This is a genomic window from Pseudomonas arcuscaelestis, from assembly GCF_016881005.1.
GTDB classification, from domain to species: domain Bacteria; phylum Pseudomonadota; class Gammaproteobacteria; order Pseudomonadales; family Pseudomonadaceae; genus Aquipseudomonas; species Aquipseudomonas arcuscaelestis.
This window is the reverse complement of record NZ_JACOPV010000015.1, coordinates 13,877-36,535: the sequence shown is the minus strand read 5'-3', so window position 1 is coordinate 36,535 and position 22,659 is coordinate 13,877. Positions and strand designations below refer to the sequence as shown.

Annotated in this window: 21 protein-coding genes and 4 tRNA genes; 15 read left to right on the top strand and 10 right to left on the bottom strand. The window is 59.6% G+C overall.

Annotation, left to right across the window (positions count from 1 at the left end; genetic code table 11):
* The first annotated feature begins 45 nt into the window (after positions 1 to 45).
* From H8F21_RS21985 to H8F21_RS21965, 5 genes are all read left to right on the top strand, one after another.
* Entirely contained in the window at positions 46 to 1,404 is a 1,359-nt protein-coding gene (locus tag H8F21_RS21985; protein WP_203479406.1) for an 8-oxoguanine deaminase, read from the top strand.
* A 132-nt stretch (positions 1,405 to 1,536) separates the two neighbouring features.
* On the top strand, positions 1,537 to 3,051 hold the full coding sequence (locus H8F21_RS21980; RefSeq protein ID WP_203585301.1) for a nucleobase:cation symporter-2 family protein: 1,515 nt from the start codon (positions 1,537 to 1,539) through the stop codon (positions 3,049 to 3,051).
* Positions 3,052 to 3,177: 126 nt separating this feature from the next.
* The gene (locus H8F21_RS21975) at positions 3,178 to 3,807 is read left to right on the top strand and encodes a DUF1780 domain-containing protein (protein WP_136474498.1); all 630 of its coding nucleotides are present in this window, start codon (positions 3,178 to 3,180) and stop codon (positions 3,805 to 3,807) included.
* A gap of 166 nt (positions 3,808 to 3,973) precedes the next feature.
* The gene (locus H8F21_RS21970; RefSeq protein WP_136474497.1) at positions 3,974 to 4,147 is read left to right on the top strand and encodes a DUF3094 family protein; all 174 of its coding nucleotides are present in this window, start codon (positions 3,974 to 3,976) and stop codon (positions 4,145 to 4,147) included.
* Between the two features lie 84 nt (positions 4,148 to 4,231).
* On the top strand, positions 4,232 to 5,527 hold the full coding sequence (locus H8F21_RS21965; protein WP_203479404.1) for an NAD(P)/FAD-dependent oxidoreductase: 1,296 nt from the start codon (positions 4,232 to 4,234) through the stop codon (positions 5,525 to 5,527).
* A 52-nt stretch (positions 5,528 to 5,579) separates the two neighbouring features.
* Here H8F21_RS21965 and H8F21_RS21960 read toward each other — a convergent pair whose 3' ends face one another.
* From H8F21_RS21960 to rluD, 8 genes are all read right to left on the bottom strand, one after another.
* The gene (locus H8F21_RS21960) at positions 5,580 to 6,101 is read right to left on the bottom strand and encodes a dihydrofolate reductase family protein (protein WP_203543641.1); all 522 of its coding nucleotides are present in this window, start codon (positions 6,099 to 6,101) and stop codon (positions 5,580 to 5,582) included.
* A gap of 100 nt (positions 6,102 to 6,201) precedes the next feature.
* A tRNA-Pro gene (locus tag H8F21_RS21955) sits at positions 6,202 to 6,278 on the bottom strand.
* A 98-nt stretch (positions 6,279 to 6,376) separates the two neighbouring features.
* Positions 6,377 to 6,452: transfer RNA gene (locus H8F21_RS21950), tRNA-Lys, on the bottom strand.
* Between the two features lie 5 nt (positions 6,453 to 6,457).
* Positions 6,458 to 6,534 (bottom strand) — tRNA-Pro (locus H8F21_RS21945).
* A 10-nt stretch (positions 6,535 to 6,544) separates the two neighbouring features.
* Positions 6,545 to 6,620, bottom strand: a tRNA-Asn gene (locus H8F21_RS21940).
* 295 nt (positions 6,621 to 6,915) lie between these two features.
* A complete protein-coding gene (gene clpB, locus H8F21_RS21935; protein ID WP_203479402.1) occupies positions 6,916 to 9,480 on the bottom strand; it encodes an ATP-dependent chaperone ClpB in 2,565 nt (854 codons plus the stop codon).
* Positions 9,481 to 9,604: 124 nt separating this feature from the next.
* Entirely contained in the window at positions 9,605 to 10,345 is a 741-nt protein-coding gene (pgeF, locus tag H8F21_RS21930) for a peptidoglycan editing factor PgeF (protein WP_203479401.1), read from the bottom strand.
* Positions 10,342 to 11,304 (bottom strand): 23S rRNA pseudouridine(1911/1915/1917) synthase RluD, encoded by a 963-nt coding sequence (rluD, locus tag H8F21_RS21925; RefSeq protein ID WP_203479400.1) that lies wholly within the window; start codon positions 11,302 to 11,304, stop codon positions 10,342 to 10,344. Before rluD ends, pgeF begins: the two co-directional genes overlap by 4 nt.
* A 150-nt stretch (positions 11,305 to 11,454) precedes the next feature.
* Between rluD and H8F21_RS21920 the strand changes: the two genes are divergently transcribed.
* The 10 genes from H8F21_RS21920 to H8F21_RS21875 all read left to right on the top strand — a co-directional run bounded on the left by H8F21_RS21920 (position 11,455) and on the right by H8F21_RS21875 (position 21,109).
* Positions 11,455 to 12,471, top strand: a complete 1,017-nt coding sequence (locus H8F21_RS21920) for an outer membrane protein assembly factor BamD (protein ID WP_203479399.1) — start codon at positions 11,455 to 11,457, stop codon at positions 12,469 to 12,471.
* Positions 12,472 to 12,563: 92 nt separating this feature from the next.
* Positions 12,564 to 12,794 carry a PP0621 family protein gene (locus H8F21_RS21915; RefSeq protein WP_136474490.1) on the top strand — a complete coding sequence of 77 codons (231 nt, stop codon included), beginning with the start codon at positions 12,564 to 12,566 and terminating at the stop codon, positions 12,792 to 12,794.
* Between the two features lie 171 nt (positions 12,795 to 12,965).
* Positions 12,966 to 13,736 carry a FadR/GntR family transcriptional regulator gene (locus H8F21_RS21910; RefSeq protein ID WP_203479397.1) on the top strand — a complete coding sequence of 257 codons (771 nt, stop codon included), beginning with the start codon at positions 12,966 to 12,968 and terminating at the stop codon, positions 13,734 to 13,736.
* Positions 13,737 to 13,825: 89 nt separating this feature from the next.
* A complete protein-coding gene (locus H8F21_RS21905) occupies positions 13,826 to 15,028 on the top strand; it encodes an ABC transporter substrate-binding protein (RefSeq protein ID WP_203479396.1) in 1,203 nt (400 codons plus the stop codon).
* Between the two features lie 64 nt (positions 15,029 to 15,092).
* A complete protein-coding gene (locus tag H8F21_RS21900; protein WP_203585300.1) occupies positions 15,093 to 15,953 on the top strand; it encodes a branched-chain amino acid ABC transporter permease in 861 nt (286 codons plus the stop codon).
* Between the two features lie 2 nt (positions 15,954 to 15,955).
* Positions 15,956 to 16,966, top strand: a complete 1,011-nt coding sequence (locus H8F21_RS21895; RefSeq protein WP_203479394.1) for a branched-chain amino acid ABC transporter permease — start codon at positions 15,956 to 15,958, stop codon at positions 16,964 to 16,966.
* Positions 16,963 to 17,715, top strand: a complete 753-nt coding sequence (locus tag H8F21_RS21890) for an ABC transporter ATP-binding protein (RefSeq protein WP_203543643.1) — start codon at positions 16,963 to 16,965, stop codon at positions 17,713 to 17,715. The genes H8F21_RS21895 and H8F21_RS21890 overlap by 4 nt, the downstream gene beginning before the upstream one ends.
* Positions 17,715 to 18,410, top strand: coding sequence for an ABC transporter ATP-binding protein (locus H8F21_RS21885; RefSeq protein ID WP_203585299.1), 696 nt, complete (start codon positions 17,715 to 17,717; stop codon positions 18,408 to 18,410). Before H8F21_RS21890 ends, H8F21_RS21885 begins: the two co-directional genes overlap by 1 nt.
* A gap of 13 nt (positions 18,411 to 18,423) precedes the next feature.
* A complete protein-coding gene (locus tag H8F21_RS21880) occupies positions 18,424 to 19,698 on the top strand; it encodes a Zn-dependent hydrolase (protein ID WP_203479391.1) in 1,275 nt (424 codons plus the stop codon).
* 1 nt (position 19,699) lies between these two features.
* Positions 19,700 to 21,109 (top strand): amidase, encoded by a 1,410-nt coding sequence (locus H8F21_RS21875; protein WP_203585298.1) that lies wholly within the window; start codon positions 19,700 to 19,702, stop codon positions 21,107 to 21,109.
* A 6-nt stretch (positions 21,110 to 21,115) separates the two neighbouring features.
* Here H8F21_RS21875 and thiO read toward each other — a convergent pair whose 3' ends face one another.
* A complete protein-coding gene (gene thiO, locus H8F21_RS21870) occupies positions 21,116 to 22,210 on the bottom strand; it encodes a glycine oxidase ThiO (protein WP_203585297.1) in 1,095 nt (364 codons plus the stop codon).
* A 37-nt stretch (positions 22,211 to 22,247) separates the two neighbouring features.
* Positions 22,248 to 22,655, bottom strand: a complete 408-nt coding sequence (locus H8F21_RS21865) for a type IV pilin protein (RefSeq protein WP_203479388.1) — start codon at positions 22,653 to 22,655, stop codon at positions 22,248 to 22,250.
* Between the last annotated feature and the right edge of the window lie 4 nt (positions 22,656 to 22,659).

The following is a 22,659-nucleotide window of genomic DNA, read 5'->3' as shown; positions in this document are numbered from 1 at the left end:
AAAATTCCAGCTGAAAACCAGACTCCACACAGGAGAGGAATCCCCATGCCCAAGACTTTACTGGTCAAGAACGCCGAACTTCTGGTGACCATGGATGGCCAGCGCCGCGAAATCAAACGCGGCGGTATGTTCATCGAAGACAACGTCATCAAGCAGGTCGGCCCAAGCGACGAATTGCCGCAGCACGCCGATGTAATTTTGGACATGACCGGCAAAGTGGTCATTCCAGGCCTGGTCAACACCCACCACCACATGTACCAGAGCCTCACTCGCGTGGTGCCGGCTGCCCAGGACGGCGAGCTGTTCAATTGGCTGAACAACCTCTACCCGATCTGGGCACGGCTGACGCCGGAGATGATCGCGGTGTCGACGCAAACAGCGATGGCCGAGCTGATTCTCTCGGGTTGCACCACCTCCAGCGACCACCTGTATATCTACCCCAACGGCTGCAAGCTCGACGACAGCATTCATGCCGCCGAGGAAATTGGCATGCGCTTTCACGCCGCGCGCGGCAGCATGAGCGTTGGCCGTAGCCAGGGCGGTCTGCCGCCGGATTCGGTGGTAGAGAAAGAAAGCGACATTCTCAAGGAGTCGCAGCGCCTGATCGAGGATTACCACGATGCCAGCCATGGTTCGATGCTGCGCGTGGTGGTTGCGCCCTGCTCGCCGTTTTCGGTAAGCCGTGACCTGATGCGCGAAGCGGCGGTGCTGGCGCGTAACTACGGGGTGTCGATGCACACCCACCTTGCGGAAAACGTCAACGACATCGCCTACAGCCGCGAGAAATTCGGCATGACCCCGGCCGAGTACGCCGAGGACCTGGGTTGGGTCGGCCACGATGTATGGCACGCTCACTGTGTGCAGCTCGACCAGCACGGTATTGAGTTGTTCGCCCGCACCGGCACCGGTGTAGCTCACTGCCCATGCTCGAACATGCGCCTGGCCTCGGGTATCGCGCCAATTCGCAAGATGCGCGACCACGGCGTGCCGGTTGGCCTCGGCGTCGACGGTTCGGCCTCCAACGATGGCGCCAGCATGATCGGTGAAGTGCGCCAGGCCCTGTTGCTGCAACGCGTCGGCTTCGGGCCCGATGCCATGACCGCGCGCGAAGCGCTGGAGATCGCCACCCTGGGCGGTGCCAAGGTCCTCAACCGTAATGATATCGGTGCGCTGAGCCCTGGCATGGTAGCCGACTTCGTCGCTTTCGACCTGGGCCACCTGGCCTATGCCGGCGCGCTTCACGATCCGCTGGCGGCGCTGGTGTTCTGCACCCCCACGCACGTTGATACCAGCGTGATCAACGGCCGTGTGGTGGTCAAGGACGGACGCATCACCACCGTCGACCTGCCGCTGGTGCTGGAGCGCCACAATCAGCTGGCCCGTCAGTTGGTCAGCGGCGAGTAACCCCTCAAGCCGTTGCGCTCCGTATGGGCTGCAACGGCTCGGCCACTGCAATTGATTCACCCCGCAACCCATCGACTGCGACTGAAACCGTGCTGTTAGACGCATCAAAATAACAAAAGCGAGCTACTCACCATGACTTCTACTGCTTCAACTCGTCCCGAAGATGAGAACCTCGGCGTGGGCGCAAACCTGGCCTACGGCCTGCAGCATGTACTGACGATGTATGGAGGAATCATTGCGGTACCGTTGATCATCGGTCAGGCGGCGGGCCTTTCCTCTGCCGAGGTTGGCCTGTTGATCGCTGCTTCGCTGTTCGCCGGTGGCTTGGCTACGTTGCTGCAAACCCTGGGTATTCCTTTCTTCGGCTGTCGTCTCCCGCTGGTTCAGGGCGTGTCGTTCGCCGGCGTCGCGACTATGGTCACGATTATTGGCGGTGACGGCACGGGCGGTTTGTCGGTGGTATTCGGGGCGGTGATCGTGTCGTCGTTGATCGGCCTGCTGATTACGCCGCTGTTTTCGCGCATCATCAAATTCTTTCCGCCGCTGGTGACGGGCATTGTTATTACTACCATCGGCTTGACGCTGATGCCGGTCACGGCGCGCTGGGCCATGGGCGGCAACAGCCAGGCCGCAGACTTTGGCAGCACGGCGAATATTTCTCTGGCGGCATTCACGTTGGTCACCGTGCTGCTGTTGAGCAAGCTGGGCAGTGCCAGTATCTCGCGCCTGTCGATCCTGCTTGCGATTGTCATCGGTACGCTGGCCGCGATGACCCTGGGCATGGCCGACTTTTCCCAGGCGCTTCAAGGCCCGTGGGTAGCAATGCCCGAGGTTCTGCACTTTGGCGCGCCGCAATTTCAAATCGCCGCCATCTTGTCGATGCTGATCGTGATTATCGTGACCATGGTCGAGACCTCTGCAGACATTCTCGCCGTGGGCGAAATCATCGACACCAAGGTCGACTCGAAACGCTTGGGAAACGGCCTGCGGGCAGACATGATTTCCAGTGCCCTGGCGCCGTTGGTAGGTTCCTTCACCCAGAGTGCCTTTGCACAGAACGTTGGCCTGGTGGCCGTAACCGGTGTGAAAAGCCGTTACGTGGTGGCGTCGGCCGGGTTGATTCTGGTAACCCTCGGTTTGCTGCCGGTAATGGGGCGACTGGTCGCCGCCGTTCCCACCGCTGTGCTCGGTGGCGCCGGGCTGGTGCTGTTCGGTACGGTTGCAGCCAGTGGCATTCGCACCTTGGCGCAGGTGGACTATCGCAACAACATGAACCTGATCATCGTCGCCACCTCGATTGGTTTCGGCATGATTCCCATCGCCGCGCCTGGCTTCTATCAGCACTTCCCGGTGTGGTTCGAAACTATCTTCCATTCGGGCATCAGCTCGGCCGCAATCATGGCCATTTTACTCAACCTGTTGTTCAACCACCTGCGTGCCGGCAACTCTGACCAGCAGTCGGTATTCGTCGCCGCCAGCGAGCGCACCTTGCGCTATCGCGATATTGCCGGTCTCAACGAGGGTGATTTTTTCCGCGAGGGCAAGTTGTACGACTGCGAAGGTAAAGAGGTGCCGATTGTGGACACCGATGAGGAGCACGTCGCTGGCTCCGCGCTTGGTAAAAAACGTGTCGAACCGGTGCACTGACCCGCCCTGAAACCAGCAAGCGGCGTTTCGACGTCGCTTTCAGGCCTTATAGTGAATGGTTGCCAAGATGGCCGGTTACGACAGACTTTATTCATGAAGACACAATAGAACGCTAAGCTTGTCCTCATGGATGACTCAGATTACCTGCGCCTGCTAACCATTCAGGCCGAACAAGCCAATGCGTTTTTGTCCAATGCCCGTAAGTGGGAACGTGAGCGTTGGGTATGCCAACGCCTGCTGCAAGGGTTGAACATTCCTTACCGTAGCGAAGACTTCAGCCCCGCCGGGCAAGAGCCACCCGACGTGTTGTTTCGCGATGCGGCGTTCGAGGTTTTTTTCGTGCTCGATGAAGGTCGAAGGCTCAACGATGAGTGGCGCGAGGAGCTGCAACGGCGACGCAGTGCTTTTTCCTTGAGCCAGTTGGTGCGCCGCGAAGCGCGACCACGGCGTATCAGTGCGCAAGAATTACTGCAGCGTTTGGCGCCGACTTTGCGCAAAAAGGCGCATAACTATCAGGAGCGTGGGCTGGATCTGAGCGAACTGGACATCATTGCTTTCGCCAGCCTCAAGCGCGAAGTGCTCGATCTGAACAGCCACTTTCCACCGCCCACCGAATACCTTCGCCAGGGCTGGCGTTCACTCTCGCTGGTGGGGCCGACCTTTGCCCGGGTGTTGTTCGCTCATCCCGATGCGCCGGATTTTTTGCGCGGCAACCTTGGCCGCAGCATTGTTTTCGACGTAGGTATCAGCCTTTGAGATGGCCCCCTGCCAACGCGCAATGGCATAAATTGCGCGGCGGTGATACAAAGCGCAATCATTCGTCATAAAGCTGCTGCGTGGCTGCCCCCTGGGTCCTGTGCAAACAACTACAGTGAACCTGTAGCTTCCAATCAGTCACCAGCGTCTACCTGACGAGGCCCTCATGACCAGCCGCCTGAATCCCGAAGACCAACGTCGTGTCGATCAATACCTGCAAGCACCCCAGCATCAAGTCGAGCGCAAGCCTTTCAGGCCCTGGCTGCTCCTTTGTATGGTGGTGCTGGTGACGATTGGCCTGGGTCTGTTGAGCCGCCTTTTGAGTACCCTGGTGCTATGAGCTGCCTTGCGCTCGCCCAATACGCCCGCCCTGCGCGGCCTATCACTCAATACCCGAATTCCGTAAACCTTATGAGATATCTCCATGACTCACCGTATCGTGATTGTCGGCGGCGGCGCCGGCGGCCTGGAACTGGCGACCCGCCTGGGTAAAACCCTGGGCAAGAAGGGCAGCGCCAGCATTACCCTGGTCGACGCCAACCTGACTCACATCTGGAAGCCGTTGCTGCACGAAGTAGCCGCCGGCTCGCTGAACTCCTCGGAAGACGAACTGAACTACGTGGCCCAGGCCAAGTGGAATCATTTCCAGTTCCAGCTCGGGCGCATGAGTGGCCTGGACCGCGAGACCAAGCAAATCCAGCTCGCCGCAACCCTCGACGAAGAGGGCCGCGAGCTGCTGCCTGCACGCACCTTGGGTTATGACACGCTGGTGATCGCGGTCGGCAGTAACACCAACGATTTCGGTACCCTTGGCGCCGCCCAGAACTGCCTGTTCCTGGATACTCGCAAGCAGGCAGAACGTTTTCATCAGCAACTGCTCAACCACTACCTGCGTGCCCATGCCGGGGATCAGGCGAATGAAACCATCAGCGTGGCTATTGTTGGCGCTGGTGCCACCGGTGTTGAGCTGGCTGCCGAGCTGCACCATGCCGCGCACGAGCTGGCCGCCTATGGCCTGGACCGTATCCAGCCCAAGGACATGCACATCACCTTGATCGAAGCAGGCCCGCGGGTTCTGCCGGCGTTGCCGGAACGTATCAGTGTGCCGGTACACCAGACGCTGGAAAAACTCGGCGTTACCGTCATGACCAATGCGTCGGTCAGCGAAGTTACCGAGACCGAGCTTAAAACCAGCAATGGTGATGTAATTCCGGCCAGCCTCAAAGTGTGGGCGGCGGGTATCAGGGCGCCGGGCTTTCTCAAGGATATCGATGGCCTGGAGACTAACCGGATCAATCAGCTCGTGGTTCGCCCTACCCTGCAGACAACCCTGGATGACGATATCTTTGCCTTCGGCGACTGCGCGGCATGCCCGCAACCGGGTAGCGATCGCAACGTACCGCCACGGGCCCAGGCGGCTCACCAACAGGCATCGATGCTGGCCAAGTCGTTGAAGGCGCGCCTGGAGGGCAAACCCTTGCCGACCTACGCTTACCGTGATTATGGCTCGCTGGTATCGCTGTCGCGCTTCTCGGCAGTGGGTAACCTGATGGGCAACTTGACCGGCAGCGTAATGCTTGAAGGGTGGTTGGCGCGGATGTTCTATGTGTCGCTGTACCGCATGCACCAGATGGCACTGTATGGCACCTTCCGCACCCTGATGCTGATGTTGGGTAGCCGCATTGGCCGTGGCACCGAGCCACGCCTGAAGCTGCACTGATACCTACCTGTGGGCGCCGGCCTTGCCGGCGATGGGGCTGCTGCATGCAGCCCTATTTGATGACTCGATAGGTGCTCTGCACAAAGCCGTTCTCGAAGGTGGTGCTGCGCATGTGCTGCAGCGCCACATCTTTGCTCAGTGCTCCAAACAGCGGAATGCCGTTGCCGAGCAATACGGGAATGCGGGTGATGGTCAGCTCATCTACCCGCCCCTCACGCAAAAAACTCTGCACCACCTGGCCACCATCGAGGTACAGGCTTTTCGCGCCGGTGTCGCGCAGGTGCTCCACCAGGTCGGCAATCGGCCCTGGATGAACTTCAACCCCTGGCGCCGCCCCCAAGGTGCTGCTCAGCACCACCACTCGCTTGTGCGGATACGGCCACTCGCCAAAGGTGAGGACTTTTTCATAGGTATTGCGGCCCATCACCAGGGTATCGACCGACGCCATGTAAGCGGCGTAGCCATGATCGTCGCTGGAGGTGGTAGCGACCATTAGCCAGTCCAGCTCACCGCTCTCACGGGCAATAAAGCCATCGAGGCTGGTGGCGATGTAAACGGATGCCTTGAGGGTCATGGCGCAGCTCCCTGCAAAAGCGAAATAGTAGCAGGCAATTATTCAGGGCTGCAGAAACGAAAAAAGGGCACCTTTTTCAAGGTGCCCTTTTTTCTGAATATGGTCGGGGTAAGGGGATTCGAACTCCTGACATCCTGCTCCCAAAGCAGGCGCGCTACCGGACTGCGCTATACCCCGGTAAAAAAAAAGCACCGATTAAGGCGCCTTTTTTACGGCTGGACGCTAATGGCGTTCCAACCTTTTAAGATCCAAACCCAGCGAACCGGATTCGAAAATGGTGGGTCGTGTAGGATTCGAACCTACGACCAATTGGTTAAAAGCCAACTGCTCTACCAACTGAGCTAACGACCCAAAAATGGTCGGGGTAAGGGGATTCGAACTCCTGACATCCTGCTCCCAAAGCAGGCGCGCTACCGGACTGCGCTATACCCCGGTTTGAAATTTGGCTCCGCGACCAGGACTCGAACCTGGGACCCAATGATTAACAGTCATTTGCTCTACCGACTGAGCTATCGCGGAACTACAACTTCAAGTACTGCAATTTCGAAAACTGTATCACTACCGCTTCGAACTCTTCGACCTTGTGCATCGCTGCGTTCATGTCTCTGAGGCGCGCTATTCTACAACTTTCAAAACCCTTGTCAACCCTTAATTTGCATTCAACTTACTGATTTGCAACTTTTTTTCAGATTCCCAATTTTGCCGGAAACCTGCGGGGTGACATACAGCGGGGCGCACTTTACAAGCAGTTGAGAAAAAATGCAAAGAAAAAAAAGGCCTCGAAATCGAGGCCTTAACTTAACCCACCGAAAAATCAGGCAAAGACGATTTCTTCGCCCTCTACCTTGGCGGTGATTCCGGTGCCAGGCAGGAACTTGCCAGCCAGGATCAACTGCGCCAACGGGTTTTCGATCCAACGCTGGATGGCGCGTTTCAGAGGCCGTGCGCCGTAGACCGGGTCGTAACCGACAGCGATCAGTTTATCCAACGCTTCGTCGCTCAGCTCAAGGCTCAGGTCGCGCTCAGCCAGACGGCTGCGCAGACGGCCCAGCTGGATCTGAGTGATGCCAGCGATCTGATCTCGGCCCAGAGGCTCGAACACCACCACTTCGTCGATCCGGTTGATGAACTCGGGGCGGAAGTGTGAACCCACCGCATCCATCACTGCAGCCCGTTGCGCTTCGCGATCCCCTACCAGCTCCTGGATTTGCGACGAGCCCAGGTTGGAGGTCATCACGATCACGGTATTACGGAAATCTACCGTGCGACCGTGGCTGTCAGTCAGGCGTCCATCTTCAAGCACCTGCAGCAACACGTTGAACACATCCGGATGCGCCTTCTCGACTTCGTCGAGCAGCACAACGGCATAAGGCTTGCGCCGTACCGCTTCGGTCAGGTAGCCACCTTCCTCGTAGCCGACGTAGCCTGGTGGAGCACCGATCAGGCGAGCCACGGAATGTTTCTCCATGAACTCGGACATGTCGATACGCACCATTGCCTCTTCAGTGTCGAACAGGAACTCGGCCAGCGCCTTGCACAGCTCGGTCTTACCTACCCCGGTTGGGCCGAGGAAGAGGAACGAGCCACTTGGCCGGTTCGGGTCGGACAACCCGGCACGCGAACGCCGTACCGCGTTGGAAACCGCAACCACGGCTTCTTCCTGCCCGATCACCCGTTCGTGCAACAGGCTTTCCATTTTCAACAGTTTTTCCCGCTCGCCTTCAAGCATCTTGGACACAGGGATACCGGTCCACTTGGAAACGACTTCGGCAATTTCTTCTTCAGTTACCTTGTTACGCAGCAACTGGTTCTCGGCCTTGCCGTGCTGGTCGACCATCTGCAGGCTGCGCTCCAGATCCGGGATAACCCCGTACTGCAGCTCGGCCATGCGGCTGAGGTCGCCTTTGCGTCGAGCGGTTTCCAGCTCTTGGCGCGACTGTTCGATTTTCTGCTGGATCTGCGCAGAGCCCTGCACTTCGGCTTTTTCCGACGTCCAGATTTCTTCCAGATCGGCGTACTCACGTTCCAGACGGGCAATCTCTTCGGTCAGTTTTTCCAGACGTTTGAGCGCGGCCTCGTCTTCTTCTTTCTTCAGCGCCTGAGATTCAACCTTCAGTTGAATCAAACGGCGCTCCAGGCGATCGAGCACTTCAGGCTTGGAGTCGATCTCCATACGAATGCGGCTGGCCGCTTCGTCTACCAGGTCGATAGCCTTGTCCGGCAATTGCCGGTCGGTAATGTAACGATGGCTGAGCTTGGCCGCGGCAATGATTGCGCCGTCGGTAATCGCCACCTTGTGGTGAACCTCGTAACGCTCCTTGAGGCCACGCAGAATGGCGATGGTGTCCTCCTCGCTCGGCTCCTCTACCAGTACTTTCTGGAAGCGCCGCTCAAGTGCTGCGTCTTTTTCGATGTACTGGCGATACTCGTTCAAGGTTGTAGCACCGACGCAGTGCAGCTCACCACGCGCCAGGGCGGGTTTGAGCATGTTGCCAGCGTCCATGGAGCCTTCGCCTTTACCGGCGCCGACCATGGTGTGCAGCTCGTCGATGAACAGAATGATCTGCCCTTCCTGCTTGGACAGTTCATTGAGCAACCCTTTGAGGCGCTCTTCAAACTCACCGCGGAACTTGGCACCGGCAATCAACGCACCCATATCCAGCGAGAGCAGACGCTTGCCTTTAAGGCCGTCCGGCACTTCACCATTAATGATGCGCTGGGCCAGGCCCTCGGCGATTGCGGTTTTACCCACACCAGGCTCACCGATCAGCACCGGGTTGTTTTTGGTACGACGCTGCAACACCTGAATGGTGCGGCGAATTTCGTCGTCACGGCCAATCACAGGGTCGAGCTTGCCGTCTTCGGCGCGCTTGGTCAGGTCGACGGTGTACTTGTCCAGGGCCTGACGCGACTCTTCAGCGTTCGGGTCGTTGACTGCTTCACCGCCACGCAGGTTGCTGATGGCATTTTCCAGGGCTTTTTTGGTTACGCCCTGGCTCAGCAGCAATTTGCCGAGCTTGCTGTTCTCGTCCATGGCGGCGAGCAGCACCAGTTCACTGGAAATGAACTGGTCGCCCTTCTGCTGGGCCAGGCGGTCAGCCTGGTTGAGCAGGCGCGCCAGGTCCTGCGACATGTTCACGTCGCCGGTAGGGTTCTGGATTTTTGGCAGTTGGTCGAGTTCGTTGCTCAACGCCTTGCGCAGGGCATTAACGTCAAAGCCCACCTGCATCAGCAACGGCTTGATCGAACCACCTTGCTGATCGATCAACGCTTGCAGCAGGTGCGCAGGTTCGATGGCAGGATGGTCCATACCAACAGCCAGGGATTGGGAGTCAGATAACGCCAGTTGTAGCTTGCTGGTCAAACGGTCTATTCGCATAAGTTACCTTCCTTTTTGGGCAGGCCGGAGCGATGGACACACCTGATGAAGATAAACCTGCCAGAGATACCCCATTAGATAAGGGTGATTCTGGAGGATTCAAGCTTAGCGGGGTTGATTCAGGTCAGCGTGGAGCGAGCCAGATCAAAGAGGCAAAGCGACCGCCTTGGGGGGTTCGCCGGTAAGAATAGAAGCGCTGATCGCTGACGGTGCAATAACCCCCGCCATACACCGCTGTTACACCACGGGCTGCCAAACGCAGGCGAGCCAGCATGTAGATATCGGCCATCAGTTTATCCGTACTTGCGCCGGGCACGAAGGCCTGGGCAGTTTCCGGATGAACGGTCGTGAAGGCATCGCGCACTTCCAGACCTACTTCAAAGGCTTGCGGGCCAATAGCCGGGCCCAGCCACACCAGTACGTCTTCCGGGGGCAACGCCAGGCGATCAAGCGTGGCCTCGATGACGCCATTGGCCAGGCCACGCCAGCCCGCATGGGCAGCGGCAACCCGTGTGCCGTCGCGATTGCAGAACAGCAACGGCAAGCAATCGGCGGTCATTACCGTGCAGGCAATGCCTGGAGTGGCGGTCCAGCTGGCATCGGCCTCGGCAATTACGCCCGGGTCGGCATCCGCCACCACTACACCATGCACTTGCTTGAGCCAGGCAGGCTGGATACCGAACTCGGCGGTAAGACGCCGACGGTTCTCGGCGACCGCGTCGGGCGCATCGCCCACATGGTCGCCAAGGTTGAAGCTTTCATACGGAGGCAGGCTAACGCCACCTGCCCGCGTGGTGACGCACGCGCGAACCCCGGCTGGCGCAGGCCAGTTGGGGATCAGCAGTTCGCGCGCCAGCTCACTCATCCTACGAACGCATCGCGGTCTTGCTTGAGCAGCGACAGCAGCCAGACGAAATCGTCTGGAAGCGGCGACTCCCACCCCATGCGCTCACCTGTTGCCGGGTGATCCAGCTCCAGGAAACGTGCATGCAGGGCCTGACGCGGGAACGTCTTGAGCGCCTCGACCATGGTGATGCTCGCCGCGGGCGGAATACGGAAACGTCCGCCGTAGACCGGATCGCCGACCAACGGAAAGTTCACGTGAGCCATGTGCACGCGGATCTGGTGGGTGCGTCCGGTTTCCAGCTTTACCCGTACATGGGTATGGGAACGGAAGCGGTCCAGTACACGGTAATGGCTGACAGCCGGCTTGCCGCCTTCGGTCACGGCCATGCGCTGACGCTGGCCACCATGACGACCGATAGGTGCGTTGATCTTGCCACCTGCAGTGACTACACCAATTACGATGCATTCATAGATGCGGCTGACGCTGCGGCTTTGCAACTGAGTAACCAGTTGTGTCTGCGCCTGGATGGTCTTGGCCACCACCATCAGACCGGTGGTGTCTTTGTCCAGGCGGTGAACGATGCCTGCACGCGGTACGTTGATAATATCCGGCACGTGGTGCAGCAGGGCATTGAGCAAGGTGCCATCGGCGTGGCCAGCGGCCGGGTGAACCACCAGCCCTGCAGGCTTGTTGATTACCAGGATGTGCTCGTCTTCATAGACGATATCCAGCTCGATATCCTGGGCCACCCACTCGCCCTGGGCTTCCTGCTCGGCCTCAAGGGCCAGCATCGCGCCGCCATGGACGATATCGCGTGGACGCAGGACTGCGCCGTCAACCGTCAGGCGCCCCTCCTTGATCCAGGTGGATAGGCGCGAGCGCGAGTGCTCAGCGAACAATTGTGCGGCGACTTGGTCGAGGCGTTGCCCGCCCAATTCGGACGGCACCTCTGCGCTAAGTTGAATGATCTCGGACATGCTCGAATCAGCGGGCGGCACAGCCTTTGGTTTCGACTGCGCGCTTGTGGTTAAATACGACGTCTTTTGCCCCGGGTGTTGCATCGGGGTGCTCATCATAACAGGACGGCCACGCCCAAGACAGCGGCCGTCATAGGGACGCAAGCCGCCATGCAAGTGAAACACCTGCTGCTGATCGCCATCCTCGGACTGACCGCTGCTTGTTCTTCGAAGGAAGTCGTCGACGAAAACCTGAGCGAAGCCGAGCTGTACCAGCAGGCGCAGGCCGATCTGGACAACCACAGCTATACCAGCGCCACCAGCAAGCTCAAGGCTCTGGAATCGCGCTATCCGTTCGGTCGCTACGCCGACCAGGCCCAGCTCGAGCTGATCTACGCGAACTACAAGAACGCCGAGCCCGAAGCTGCCAAGGCGGCCGCCGAACGCTTTATTCGCTTGCACCCACAGCATCCGAACGTCGACTACGCCTACTACCTCAAGGGCCTCACCTCCTTTGACCAGGACCGTGGCCTGCTGGCGCGCTTCCTGCCGCTGGACATGACCAAGCGTGACCCGGGTGCTGCCCGCGACTCCTACAACGAGTTCGCCCAGCTCACCAGCCGCTTCCCTAACAGCCGTTACTCGCCAGACGCCAAGCAGCGCATGATCTACCTGCGCAACCTGCTGGCGGCTTACGAAATTCACGTCGCCGACTACTACCTGAGCCGCCAGGCTTATGTAGCTGCCGCCAACCGTGGTCGTTATGTGGTCGAGAACTTCCAGGAAACCCCATCGGTCGGTGACGGCCTGGCGGTGATGACCGAAGCCTATATGCGTCTGCACCTGGACGAATTGGCCGCCACCAGCCTGGAAACCCTCAAGCTCAACTACCCGGATCACCCAAGCCTGGTGGACGGTCAGTTCGAGCCCAAGCAGGATGAAGCCGACAACCGCTCCTGGCTGTCCAAGGCCACGCTGGGCCTGATCGAAAGCGAAACGCCGCTGCCACCGGGTGAAACCCGTGCCAACCAGGACGTTATCCGCCAGTACGAAGACGCCAAGGAAGCGATTCCAGCCGACCTGCTGCCAAAAGACGGCGACGCCGTGCAGGAAGAAGAACACGAAGCGGAAGGCAATAACGACGACCGCTCCTGGTTCAGCTACATGACCTTCGGCGTGTTTGACTGATCAATCACGCAACAGATAAAGGGAGGCCAGGCCTCCCTTTTTTTATGCCTGAGCCCTAGAATTGAAGCTCTTTATTGATAAAGCTGAACACCATGGTTCGCCTACTTTTTTGGATTGCCCTGATTGCCGCTGCTTTCTGGCTGTGGCGCAAGTTCAAGGCCAGCACTGCTGCCAGGCCTGACAACAGTCTTGAAGACCCGCTGAAAATGGTGCGCTGCGCCCATTGTGGCGTGCACCTGCCCAGCGATCGTGCCTTGCACCGGGGCTCGCAGTGGTATTGCAGCCCGGCGCACCTGGAGCAAGGGCCGGGCGCGCAACGTTAACCCGCCTTATCTGTGGAGCCGGCAGACGCCGGCGCCCACAAGGTCGTGCGCACATACCCATAAGCGACCTTAAGCCCTCATTTGCGACACCCTCCCCCATCCCCCTGTTGACCTATTCGACCAAAGATCATTAAGTACTATTTATCCGCATTAATACGATAAATAGCCTCCATGCTCAAACGCCCGCTCAAGCGCAAACGTCAAAAGCTCTCGGACATGATTGTCGAGTCGGTAAAGCGCTCGATTGTCATCGACGCCCTGCGCCCCGGTGACCGACTACCCACCGAGCGCGAGCTGATGGAGAGCTTTGAATGCTCCAAAGGCACTGCTCGCGAAGCGCTCAAGGCCCTGGAAGTCGAAGGCCTGGTCAACACCCGCACCGGCCCTAGTGGCGGCGCCTACCTTAATGAAGCCGGGACTGAGCCCGCCAGCCGCGCCCTGCGCAACTATCTGCACTTTCAGCAACTCGATGGCGAGCAGGTGTACCAGCTGCGCAAAGTTATTGAGGTGGAGCTGGCTGTAGCGGTAATCGGACGTCTGGACGAAAGCGACTTCGACGCCCTGCAGGCCAACATCAATTGCTGCAGCACTCCGGAAGACAGCGAGCAGGGCCAACGCGAACAGCGTCTGGCCGAACTTGAGTTCCACAATATTCTGGCCCGGCGCTGCCCCAACCCCTTGCTGAGCTTCATGGCAACCTTTCTTAATGATCTGCTGCGCGATCTGGTGGTGCTGAAAAAAGCCTACAAACCCAAGCGCCAGCAGTTCGACGCCGCCAACATCGATTACCACAAGCAACTGCTGGTGGCCCTGCGTGCCGCCGACGAACCCGCCGTACGCCGCCTGATGCACGAGCACATGTGCGATGCCGAACAGCACATGACTGCTCTGGAAGGTGAAGTCGCCCGTAACTTTCTTCTGGAGTTCGACCACCACCACTGATCCCGCTGACCAGAGGCCTGCACACAGGCCCGGCCGCTCCGCTTTGTCATTGCCACTCCTGCCTAATAACCAGAACCAAGGAGTTACCCATGCAAAGACGTACCCTGCTCAAGGCAGGCCTTGCCCTTGGCAGTCTCGGTTGTATCCCTGCCGGGATGCGCCTGGCCTACGCCGAAGAGCCGATTACTTTCTACGGTTTGAAATCGATGTCCGGGGCCTTTGCCAGTTACGGCAAGTACGCCGACATGGGGTCACGCCTGGCCATTTCCGAGCACCCGCAACTGCTTGGCAGGCCGTTGAAGTACAAGGTGATCGATACTGAAGGTAACGCGGGCAAGGCGGTGCGCAAGGTCCAGGAGGCTATCGGCCAGGATCAGGCGCGGTTTTTCCAGGGCTGCACCCTGTCCTCCTCGGCGCTGGCGGTGTCAAAGGAGATCCACAAGGTCGGTGGCGTGTTCATGACCCCGGTGGGGGCCGACGAAATAACCGGCAAGGACTGCAATTCCTCAACCTTCCGCTGGTCGGTACCCACATACGGCGCTATCCGCGAAACGCTGGTGCCAATGATTCGCCAGCTACCGGCCGCCAAGCGCTGGTACACCATCACTCCGCAATACGTATTCGGCGACGCGCTGCTGGAAAACGCCCGCAAGGTGTTCCAGGAGTTCGGTGTCGAACATATCGGCAACAGCTACCACTCGCTGCAGGAACAAGAGTTTTCCGGTTATCTGACCAATGCCATTGCCGCAAAGCCGGATGTGCTGGTGCTGCTCAACTTCGGTAGCCAGTCGTCAAACGCGCTGCGCCAGGCAGTCAACTTCGGCATCAAGGAGCGCATGAAAGTGCTGCTGGTGTGGTCGGCAGGGCTGGATCAGTTCCAGGAGTTGGGCAGCGATGTACTCGAAGGGGTCTATCTGGGGGCGCAGTACTGGCATCAGGTCGACACCCCGCTCAACAAAGCGCTGGTCAAGGCTACGCAAGCGGCCTACGGCATCAACCCCAACTACCCACTGGCCGCCGACTATATCGGCACTCGGGTGATGCTCGAAGCCATTATCAAGACCGGCAGCTTCGACGGCGCCGCCATCGCCAAGACCCTGCAGGGTATGAGCTTCCAAGGGCCGACCGGGGATGAAGTGATTCGTCCCGGCGATCATCAGGTCATGAAGGACTACTACCTGCTGCGCGGCAAGCCGCAGGCGCAGATGCGTGACGAAGATGACCTGGCCGAGGTAATCAGCGCGGGCCGCTCCTTCATCGACGTCGCCACTACCGGTTGCGCCCTGGCCTGACCCCCGGCGCTCGCTACCACACTACTGCAATGCAGCCGTTACGCGCGCTGCAGAGGGTTCGTGCATGCTCAGTCTTTACCTGTTCCAGCTACTCAACGGCCTTGGCCTGGGAATGATTTACTTCCTGATCGCCGTGGGCCTGACCATTATCTTCGGTTTGCTCAACTTCGTTAACTTCGCTCACGGCGCGTTTTTTCTGCTCGGTGCGTACTTGTGCTACACCGTCGTGGCGCTGACCGGCAACTTCTGGGTCGCGCTATTGCTGGCCCCGCTGGCCGTTGCAGCACTGGCCTGGGTGGTCGAGCGATTATTGATCAAACGCATCTACCACTTGCCGCACACCTTTCAGATTCTGGTAACCCTGGGGATTGCACTGATTATCCAGGAGGCTTCAGTACTGATTTGGGGCCCCGTGGGCAAAAGCATCGCCGTACCTCAAGAGTTGCGCGGCGTGCTGATCATTGGCGACTTCATCTATCCCTACTACCGCCTGTTCCTGATTGGCTTCTCCGCCCTGATCGGCCTGGGCCTGTGGCTGTTGCTCGAGCGCACGCGCTTCGGCGCACTGGTGCGGGCCGGTAGCGAAAGCACAGAAACGGTTTCGTTGCTGGGCACCAATATTTTCCGCCTGTTCTCCCTGACCTTTGCCCTCGGCGTTGGCCTGGCCGGCGTCGCGGGCGTGCTGTTTGCGCCACTGCGCGGCGCGCAACCGTTCGTCGGGCCAGAGATTCTGGGTATCGCCTTTGTCGTCGTGGTGATTGGCGGCATGGGTTCGTTCGGCGGCGCGCTGGTTGGCGGCCTGCTGGTTGGGGTAGTGCAAAGCATGATGACCACCTTTTGGCCGCAAGGCGCCAGCTTGATGATCTACGGGGCCATGGCCGCTGTGATTCTGGTGCGTCCATACGGTCTGTTCGGGAGAGCATGAAAATGAGCGATAAAAACCCGTTGCCGTTGGCCAAGGGCCGTTCACCCCTCTTGTTGCTGCTGGTGATCGCCACGCTGATCGGTCTGCCACTGCTGTTGCCATCAACCACCCTGGCCACCGAGATCCTGATATTTGCCCTGGCTGCACTGGCCTGCAACCTGCTGCTGGGCTTCACCGGACTGTTGTCGTTCGGCCAGGGGATTTTTTTCGGTGTGGGCGCCTATGGCGCGGCCCTGTTGATGATCCATTTGCACTGGGGCATGTTCCCGGCCTTGCTTGGCGCGGCGGTGTTTGGCGCGCTGCTGGCACTATTGGTAGGTGCCCTGGCCATTCGCCGCACCGGCATCTACTTCGTCATGCTGACCCTGGCCTTCAGTCAGATGGCGTATTTCCTGGCCTACACCCTCAGCGACTGGACCGGCGGCGACAACGGCCTGCTCGATGTGCCGCGGCCTGATCTGTCGATTGCTGGCCATGTGCTGGTCGACCTGAGCGATCCACGCCACTTCTATGCCTTCGTCGCCGTGCTTTTCCTGCTGATATTCGTGGGCGCACAGCGGGTAATCCGTTCACCGTTCGGCAGCACCCTGCTGGCGATTCGCGAGAACGAAACCCGCGCGGCAGCCATTGGCTATGACACACGCCACTTCAAAATTCTGGTGTTCATGTTGTCCGGCGCCGTTACCGGCATTGCCGGGGCGTTGTACGCGATGCTGCTGCATTTCGCCCCCCTGTCGAACATCGACCTGGTGATGTCGGAAAACATTCTGATCATGACCATTGTCGGCGGTACCGGCTCGCTGTTCGGCTCGCTGCTGGGTGCAGGCTCCATCGTCTTGCTCGGCGATGTGCTCTCGGACCTGTGGCCGCGCTGGCTGATGCTGTTGGGCGTGATTCTGATTCTGGTCGTCGTGTTCATGCGAGGCGGACTGTGGGGCGGCCTGGCCGATCTGGGCAAGCGCTTGTGCTCGTTGCGAAGCGCCGCAAGCAAAACCAAGGAGAACCTGCAATGAGCGATTATCTCTTGGAAACCCGCGGGCTGGAGCTGGCCTACGGGCCGTTTCGCGCGGTGGCCGGTGTTGATCTGAAAGTCACGGCGGGCACCATTCATACGGTGATTGGCCCAAACGGTGCCGGCAAGACCAGCCTCTTTCATTGCCTGACGGGCGAGCGCCAGGCCACGGCCGGCGAGATTCTGTTCGGTGGCCAGAACATCATTCGCAAACCTTCCCATGGCCGAGTGGGACTGGGTATGGCGCGCTCGTTTCAGCTCACCAGCCTGTTCCAGAACTTGAGTGTGCGCGAAAACCTGCGCCTGGCCGCCCAGGGCCGGGATGGCCTGGCCGCATTGAATTTCTGGCGCACGGTAGAGCACAAGCGCAGCCACTGGGACATGGCCGACCAGGTGCTGGAGCGTCTGAAGCTCACCCAGCGCGCCGACACCCTCGCTGGCGAGCTGTCTCACGGGCAGCAGCGGGTATTGGAAGTGGGCATGTCGATCTGCGCCCGCCCCAAGTTGCTGATGCTCGATGAGCCAACATCGGGCATGGGCATCGATGACATTCCGTTGATGACCGATCTGATCAGCGACCTGGGTCGCGACCACACGGTGCTGTTGATCGAGCACAACATGAGCATCGTCATGTCTATCAGCCAACGCATTACGGTGATGAGCCATGGCCAGATCCTGGTCGAAGGCACCCCGGAATTCGTGCGCAACGATGAGCGCGTACGCACCGCCTACCTCGGAGAAGCTGCCTGATGCTGAACGTCGAGAATATTCATTCCTACTACGACAAGAGCCATGTACTCGAGGGTGTTTCGCTGAGCGTTGGCGAGGGTGAGCTTGTGACCTTGCTGGGGCGCAACGGTGCCGGCAAGACCACCACCTTGCGCAGCATCCTCGGCATTGTTCGCCCTCGCCAGGGTCAGATCCACTTCAAGGGCCAGCAACTGGTCGGTCGCGAAATCTTCGAAATTGCTCGCCAGGGCATCGCTCTGGTACCGGAACATCGCGGTGTCTTCCGCCTGCTCAGCGTCGAGGAAAACCTCAAGATCGCGGCGCGCAAGGATAGTCGTTGGCAACTGACAGATGTCTACGCCATGTTTCCACGCCTCAAGGAGCGTCGCAGTAACAACGGCTTTGCCCTGTCAGGGGGTGAACAGCAGATGCTCGCCATCGCCCGCGCTCTGCTCAACGATCCCAAGCTGTTGATTCTTGATGAACCGACCGAAGGCCTGGCTCCAGTCATCGTCGATGAGCTGGTGAAGATCCTGCGACGAATCAAGGAAGAAGGCCTGTCGATTCTGTTGGTGGAACAGAACCTGATGGTTTGCGACGCCCTTGCCGACCGCCACTACGTACTCGAACAAGGCCGCGTGGCTTACCAGGGCAGTGCGGCGCAGTTTCGCGCCGACCCCAGCATCAAAAACCGCTATCTGGCCTTGAGCGCCTGAAAGGAGACTGCCCATGAATACTTCAATCGATCCTACGCAGCACCTGCTCGGCAACGCTCCTTTGGTCAACCGGGACCGACTCTGGCAATCGCTGATGGACTTGGCGCAATTGGGTGCTACCGCCAAAGGTGGCGTCTGTCGGTTGGCGCTGACCGAACTGGATCGTCAGGCGCGAGACCTGTTTGTCAGTTGGTGCGAAGACGCTGGTTGCACTATCAGCGTCGACGCCATCGGTAACATCTTTGCCCGCCGTGCCGGCCGCGACGCGTCGCTGCCTCCTGTGATGACCGGCAGCCATATCGACACTCAACCCACCGGCGGCAAGTTCGACGGTTGCTACGGGGTAATGGCCGGACTTGAAGTGATCCGCACGCTGAACGACTTGGGTATTGAAACCCAGGCACCGCTCGAGGTGGTGGTCTGGACCAACGAGGAAGGATCACGCTTTGCCCCGTGCATGATGGGCTCGGGCGTTTTCGCGGGAAAATTCGACCTGCAGCAAACCCTGGACAAGGTCGATGAGCAAGGGTTGTCGGTGGGTGGCGAGCTTCAGCGTATCGGTTACGCCGGGGAACGTACGCCTGTCGGTCATCCGGTCGGCGCCTATTTCGAAGCGCATATCGAACAAGGGCCGGTGCTGGAAGATCGCCAGACCACCATCGGTGTGGTACAGGGCTGTCTGGGCCAGAAGTGGTTCGACCTGGTGCTTACCGGTGTCGAGGCGCATGCCGGACCGACACCGATGCACCTGCGCAAGGACGCCCTGGTCGGCGCTGCCGAGGTAATCAGTGCCATCAACCGTATTGCTCATGCGCACCAGCCGCATGCGTGCGGCACAGTGGGCTGCCTGAATTTGCACCCGGGGTCGCGCAACGTCATTCCTGGACGAGTAAACATGACCATCGACCTGCGCCACCTCGACCCCGCGCATTTGCAGGCGATGGTCGAGGAAGTCCAGCAGATCATAGAGAGCAGCTGCGCCAAACATGGCTTGAGCTATGAGCTGACACCAACGGCTGACTTCCCGCCATTGTACTTTGCCGCCCAATGCGTCGAGGCCGTTCGCCACGCTGCGGCTGAGCTGGGGCTGAGCCATATGGAGATTGTCAGCGGTGCCGGTCACGATGCGATCTTCCTTGCCGAACTGGGCCCTGCGGGAATGATCTTTGTGCCTTGCGAAGGGGGTATCAGCCACAACGAAATTGAAAACGCTGCGCCACAGGATCTGGCCGACGGCTGCGCGGTGCTGTTGCGCGCCATGCTTACAGCGGCTCAGGGAGGACATTGAGATGAACAAGAAAACCGCCATTGGCGAGCTGACTGCCGTCGAGTTACTGGCGCTGTACCGCAGCCGTGACCTGTCGCCGGTGGATGTCACCGAAGACGTGCTGGCCCGTATTGCCCAACACAACCCGGTAGTTAACGCTTACAGCCACATTGACGAGGAAGGCGCGCGGATCGCCGCGCGCGCCAGCGAAAAACGCTGGCAGCAAGGCGCCCCTTGCGGGGGCCTGGACGGCGTGCCGAGCTCGATCAAAGACCTGACCCTGACCCGTGGCATGCCAACCCGCAAAGGTTCTCGCACCACCAATAGCGAAGGCCCGTGGGACATCGACGCGCCGTTCAGCGCCTTCATGCGTAAGGCCGGTGCTGTGCTTGTCGGCAAAACCACAACCCCGGAGTTCGGCTGGAAGGGCGTCACCGACAACCCGCTCTATGGCATTACCCGCAACCCGTGGAATACCAGCCTCACGGCGGGCGGGTCTTCGGGGGGTGCGGCGGCGGCGGCCGCCTTGAACCTGGGCGTACTGCATCAGGGCAGCGATGCCGGTGGCTCGATCCGTATTCCTTGCGCTTTTACCGGCACGTTCGGGATCAAGCCAACGTTCGGCTATGTGCCCCAATGGCCCGCCAGTGCCATGACCATTCTTTCGCACCTGGGGCCAATGACCCGTACGGTGGAAGATGCGGTGCTGATGCTCGACTGTGTGGCCCACCCAGACCCACGCGACGGCTTGGCGGGTGCCGCACGTCAAGCTGCATGGCTATCCCCGGGGGAAAGTCTCAAGGGCATGCGTATCGCCTACAGCGCCAACTTTGGCTACGTGAACGTAGACCCACAGATTCAAGCGCTGGTGGGTCAGGCGGTTGAGGGTCTCGCCCAGTTGGGCGCACAGGTGGAAGCGGTCGACCCAGGCTTCAGCGACCCTGTGGAAATTTTCAATACGTTGTGGTTCGCAGGAGCCGCTCGGCTGATGGGCCAACTCAGTGCCGAGCAATGCGCACTGGTTGACCCAGGGCTGCTACAGATCGCTGGACTGGGTGCTGGTATCAGCCTGAGCGAGTACACCGAGGCGATGGAGGCCCGGGCGGCATTGGTGGCGCAAATGAACGCCTTCCATCAACGGTATGACGTATTGGTGACGCCAACGCTGCCGCTGACCGCTTTTGAGGCGGGGTATAACGTGCCCCCCGCCTCGGGCTTCAAGCAATGGATGGACTGGACACCGTTCAGCTACCCCTTCAACCTCACCCAGCAACCTGCAGCCTCGGTGCCCTGCGGGTTTACCTCAGCCGGGTTGCCGGTAGGCCTGCAGGTAGTGGCTGCACGCTTTGCCGATGAAAAGGTACTCAAGGTGTGCCAAGTTTTTGAGCGGCACTTCCCAACCCAGCATCTGCAAACACCGATTATTGGCTGAGTCCGTTCACACAAGCCGGCTTGGCGCATAAGGCCGTGGATCGATGATCGGTTCGCGGCCCAGCAGCAGGTCGGCAAACAGCTGGCACGATGCTGGCGCCAACACCAAGCCGTTGCGGTAGTGCCCGCAGTTCAACCACAGGCCTTCCCAGCCCGGCACTTCGCCGATGTAGGGAATACCCTCGGGTGATCCTGGACGCAACCCTGCCCAATGACCCACCGGGGTGACCTCGGCCAACGCTGGAAGCAATTCGATAGCAGATGCCTTCAGGCTTTCCAGCGCTTCGGCGGTTGGGGTCTTGTCGTAGCCGACGTGCTCCAGGGTGCTGCCCACCAGGATGTGCCCGTCGCGGCGAGGAATTGCGTAGCGGCCCCTGGCCAAGACCATGCTGGGCAGAAAATCTTCGGCGCACTTGAACAGAATCATCTGCCCTTTGACCGGCTCCACCGGCAGTTCCAGCCCCAATGGCCGCAACAGATCGCCACTCCAGGCGCCAGCAGTCAGGACCACGCGATCACCGCCAATCGCACCGTCCGTAGTTTGTACGCCGGTAATTTTTTCGCCTTCGCGGATGAATCCAGTGATTTCACAATGCTCGCGCAAGGTTACGTTTGGCAGTGCCTGCAGCGCCGCTTTCAGCGACTTGACCAAACGCGGGTTGCGCACGTTGGCAACACCCGCCATATAGATCGCCCGCTCAAAGCCCGCGCCCAGCACCGGCACGGCGTCATAGGCTGCCGAGATATCCACAGCACTCAGGGGCCGCCCTTCACGCTCGGCCCAAGCCAACGCCTCGGCCTCGTCTTCCAGGTCCAGCCAGTACAGCCCAGTGGTATGCACCTCGGGATCTACCCCGGTGCTGGCAAACAAACGCGCTCCCAACTGTGGATAAAAGTCTTGCGACCAGTGCGCCAGTGCGGTTACGGCTGGGCTGTAGCGCCAGGGGTAGAGCGGCGAAACGATGCCGCCACCGGCCCAGGACGATTCCTGCCCCAGTTCGCCACGATCACACAACACCACCTGTTCGACCTCTGCCGCCAGATTGAACGCCGTCAACAGGCCGATCACTCCGCCACCGACTATCACTACTTGCTTGGTCATCTATCGATCCAATTTCTGAAGTAAATCGCGAAAGGCTTCAGCCTCCCCAACACCCGCCTTCCGTATTCTCGGCGCCTTGGGGATTGCCCCGCCTACCTGCCTGGTCAAGCTCATAGTCACCACACCGATCAGCCATCATCAGGCCGCCGGGAAGGCGGCGTGCCGAAAGGGTGAACGACTCCTTGTCGCGCATGGCATGCAAACTGTAGTGAGCGGTGCCGCTCGCCAGTGAGGCCTGAAGGTCTTCAACGTCGCTGTACTGGCCTGCACGTGAGTAGTGTCGCTCCAGTAGCTGCGCGCTCTCGATCAGCAGGCTGACGATTTCCGTGCGTGCGGATTTTTTCACCAGATCGGAGTAACCGGGGTAGGCAATGCTCGCAAGAATGCCGACCACAGCGATCACAATCAACAGTTCGATCAGACTCAATGCGCGCTGATGCTTCATTTAC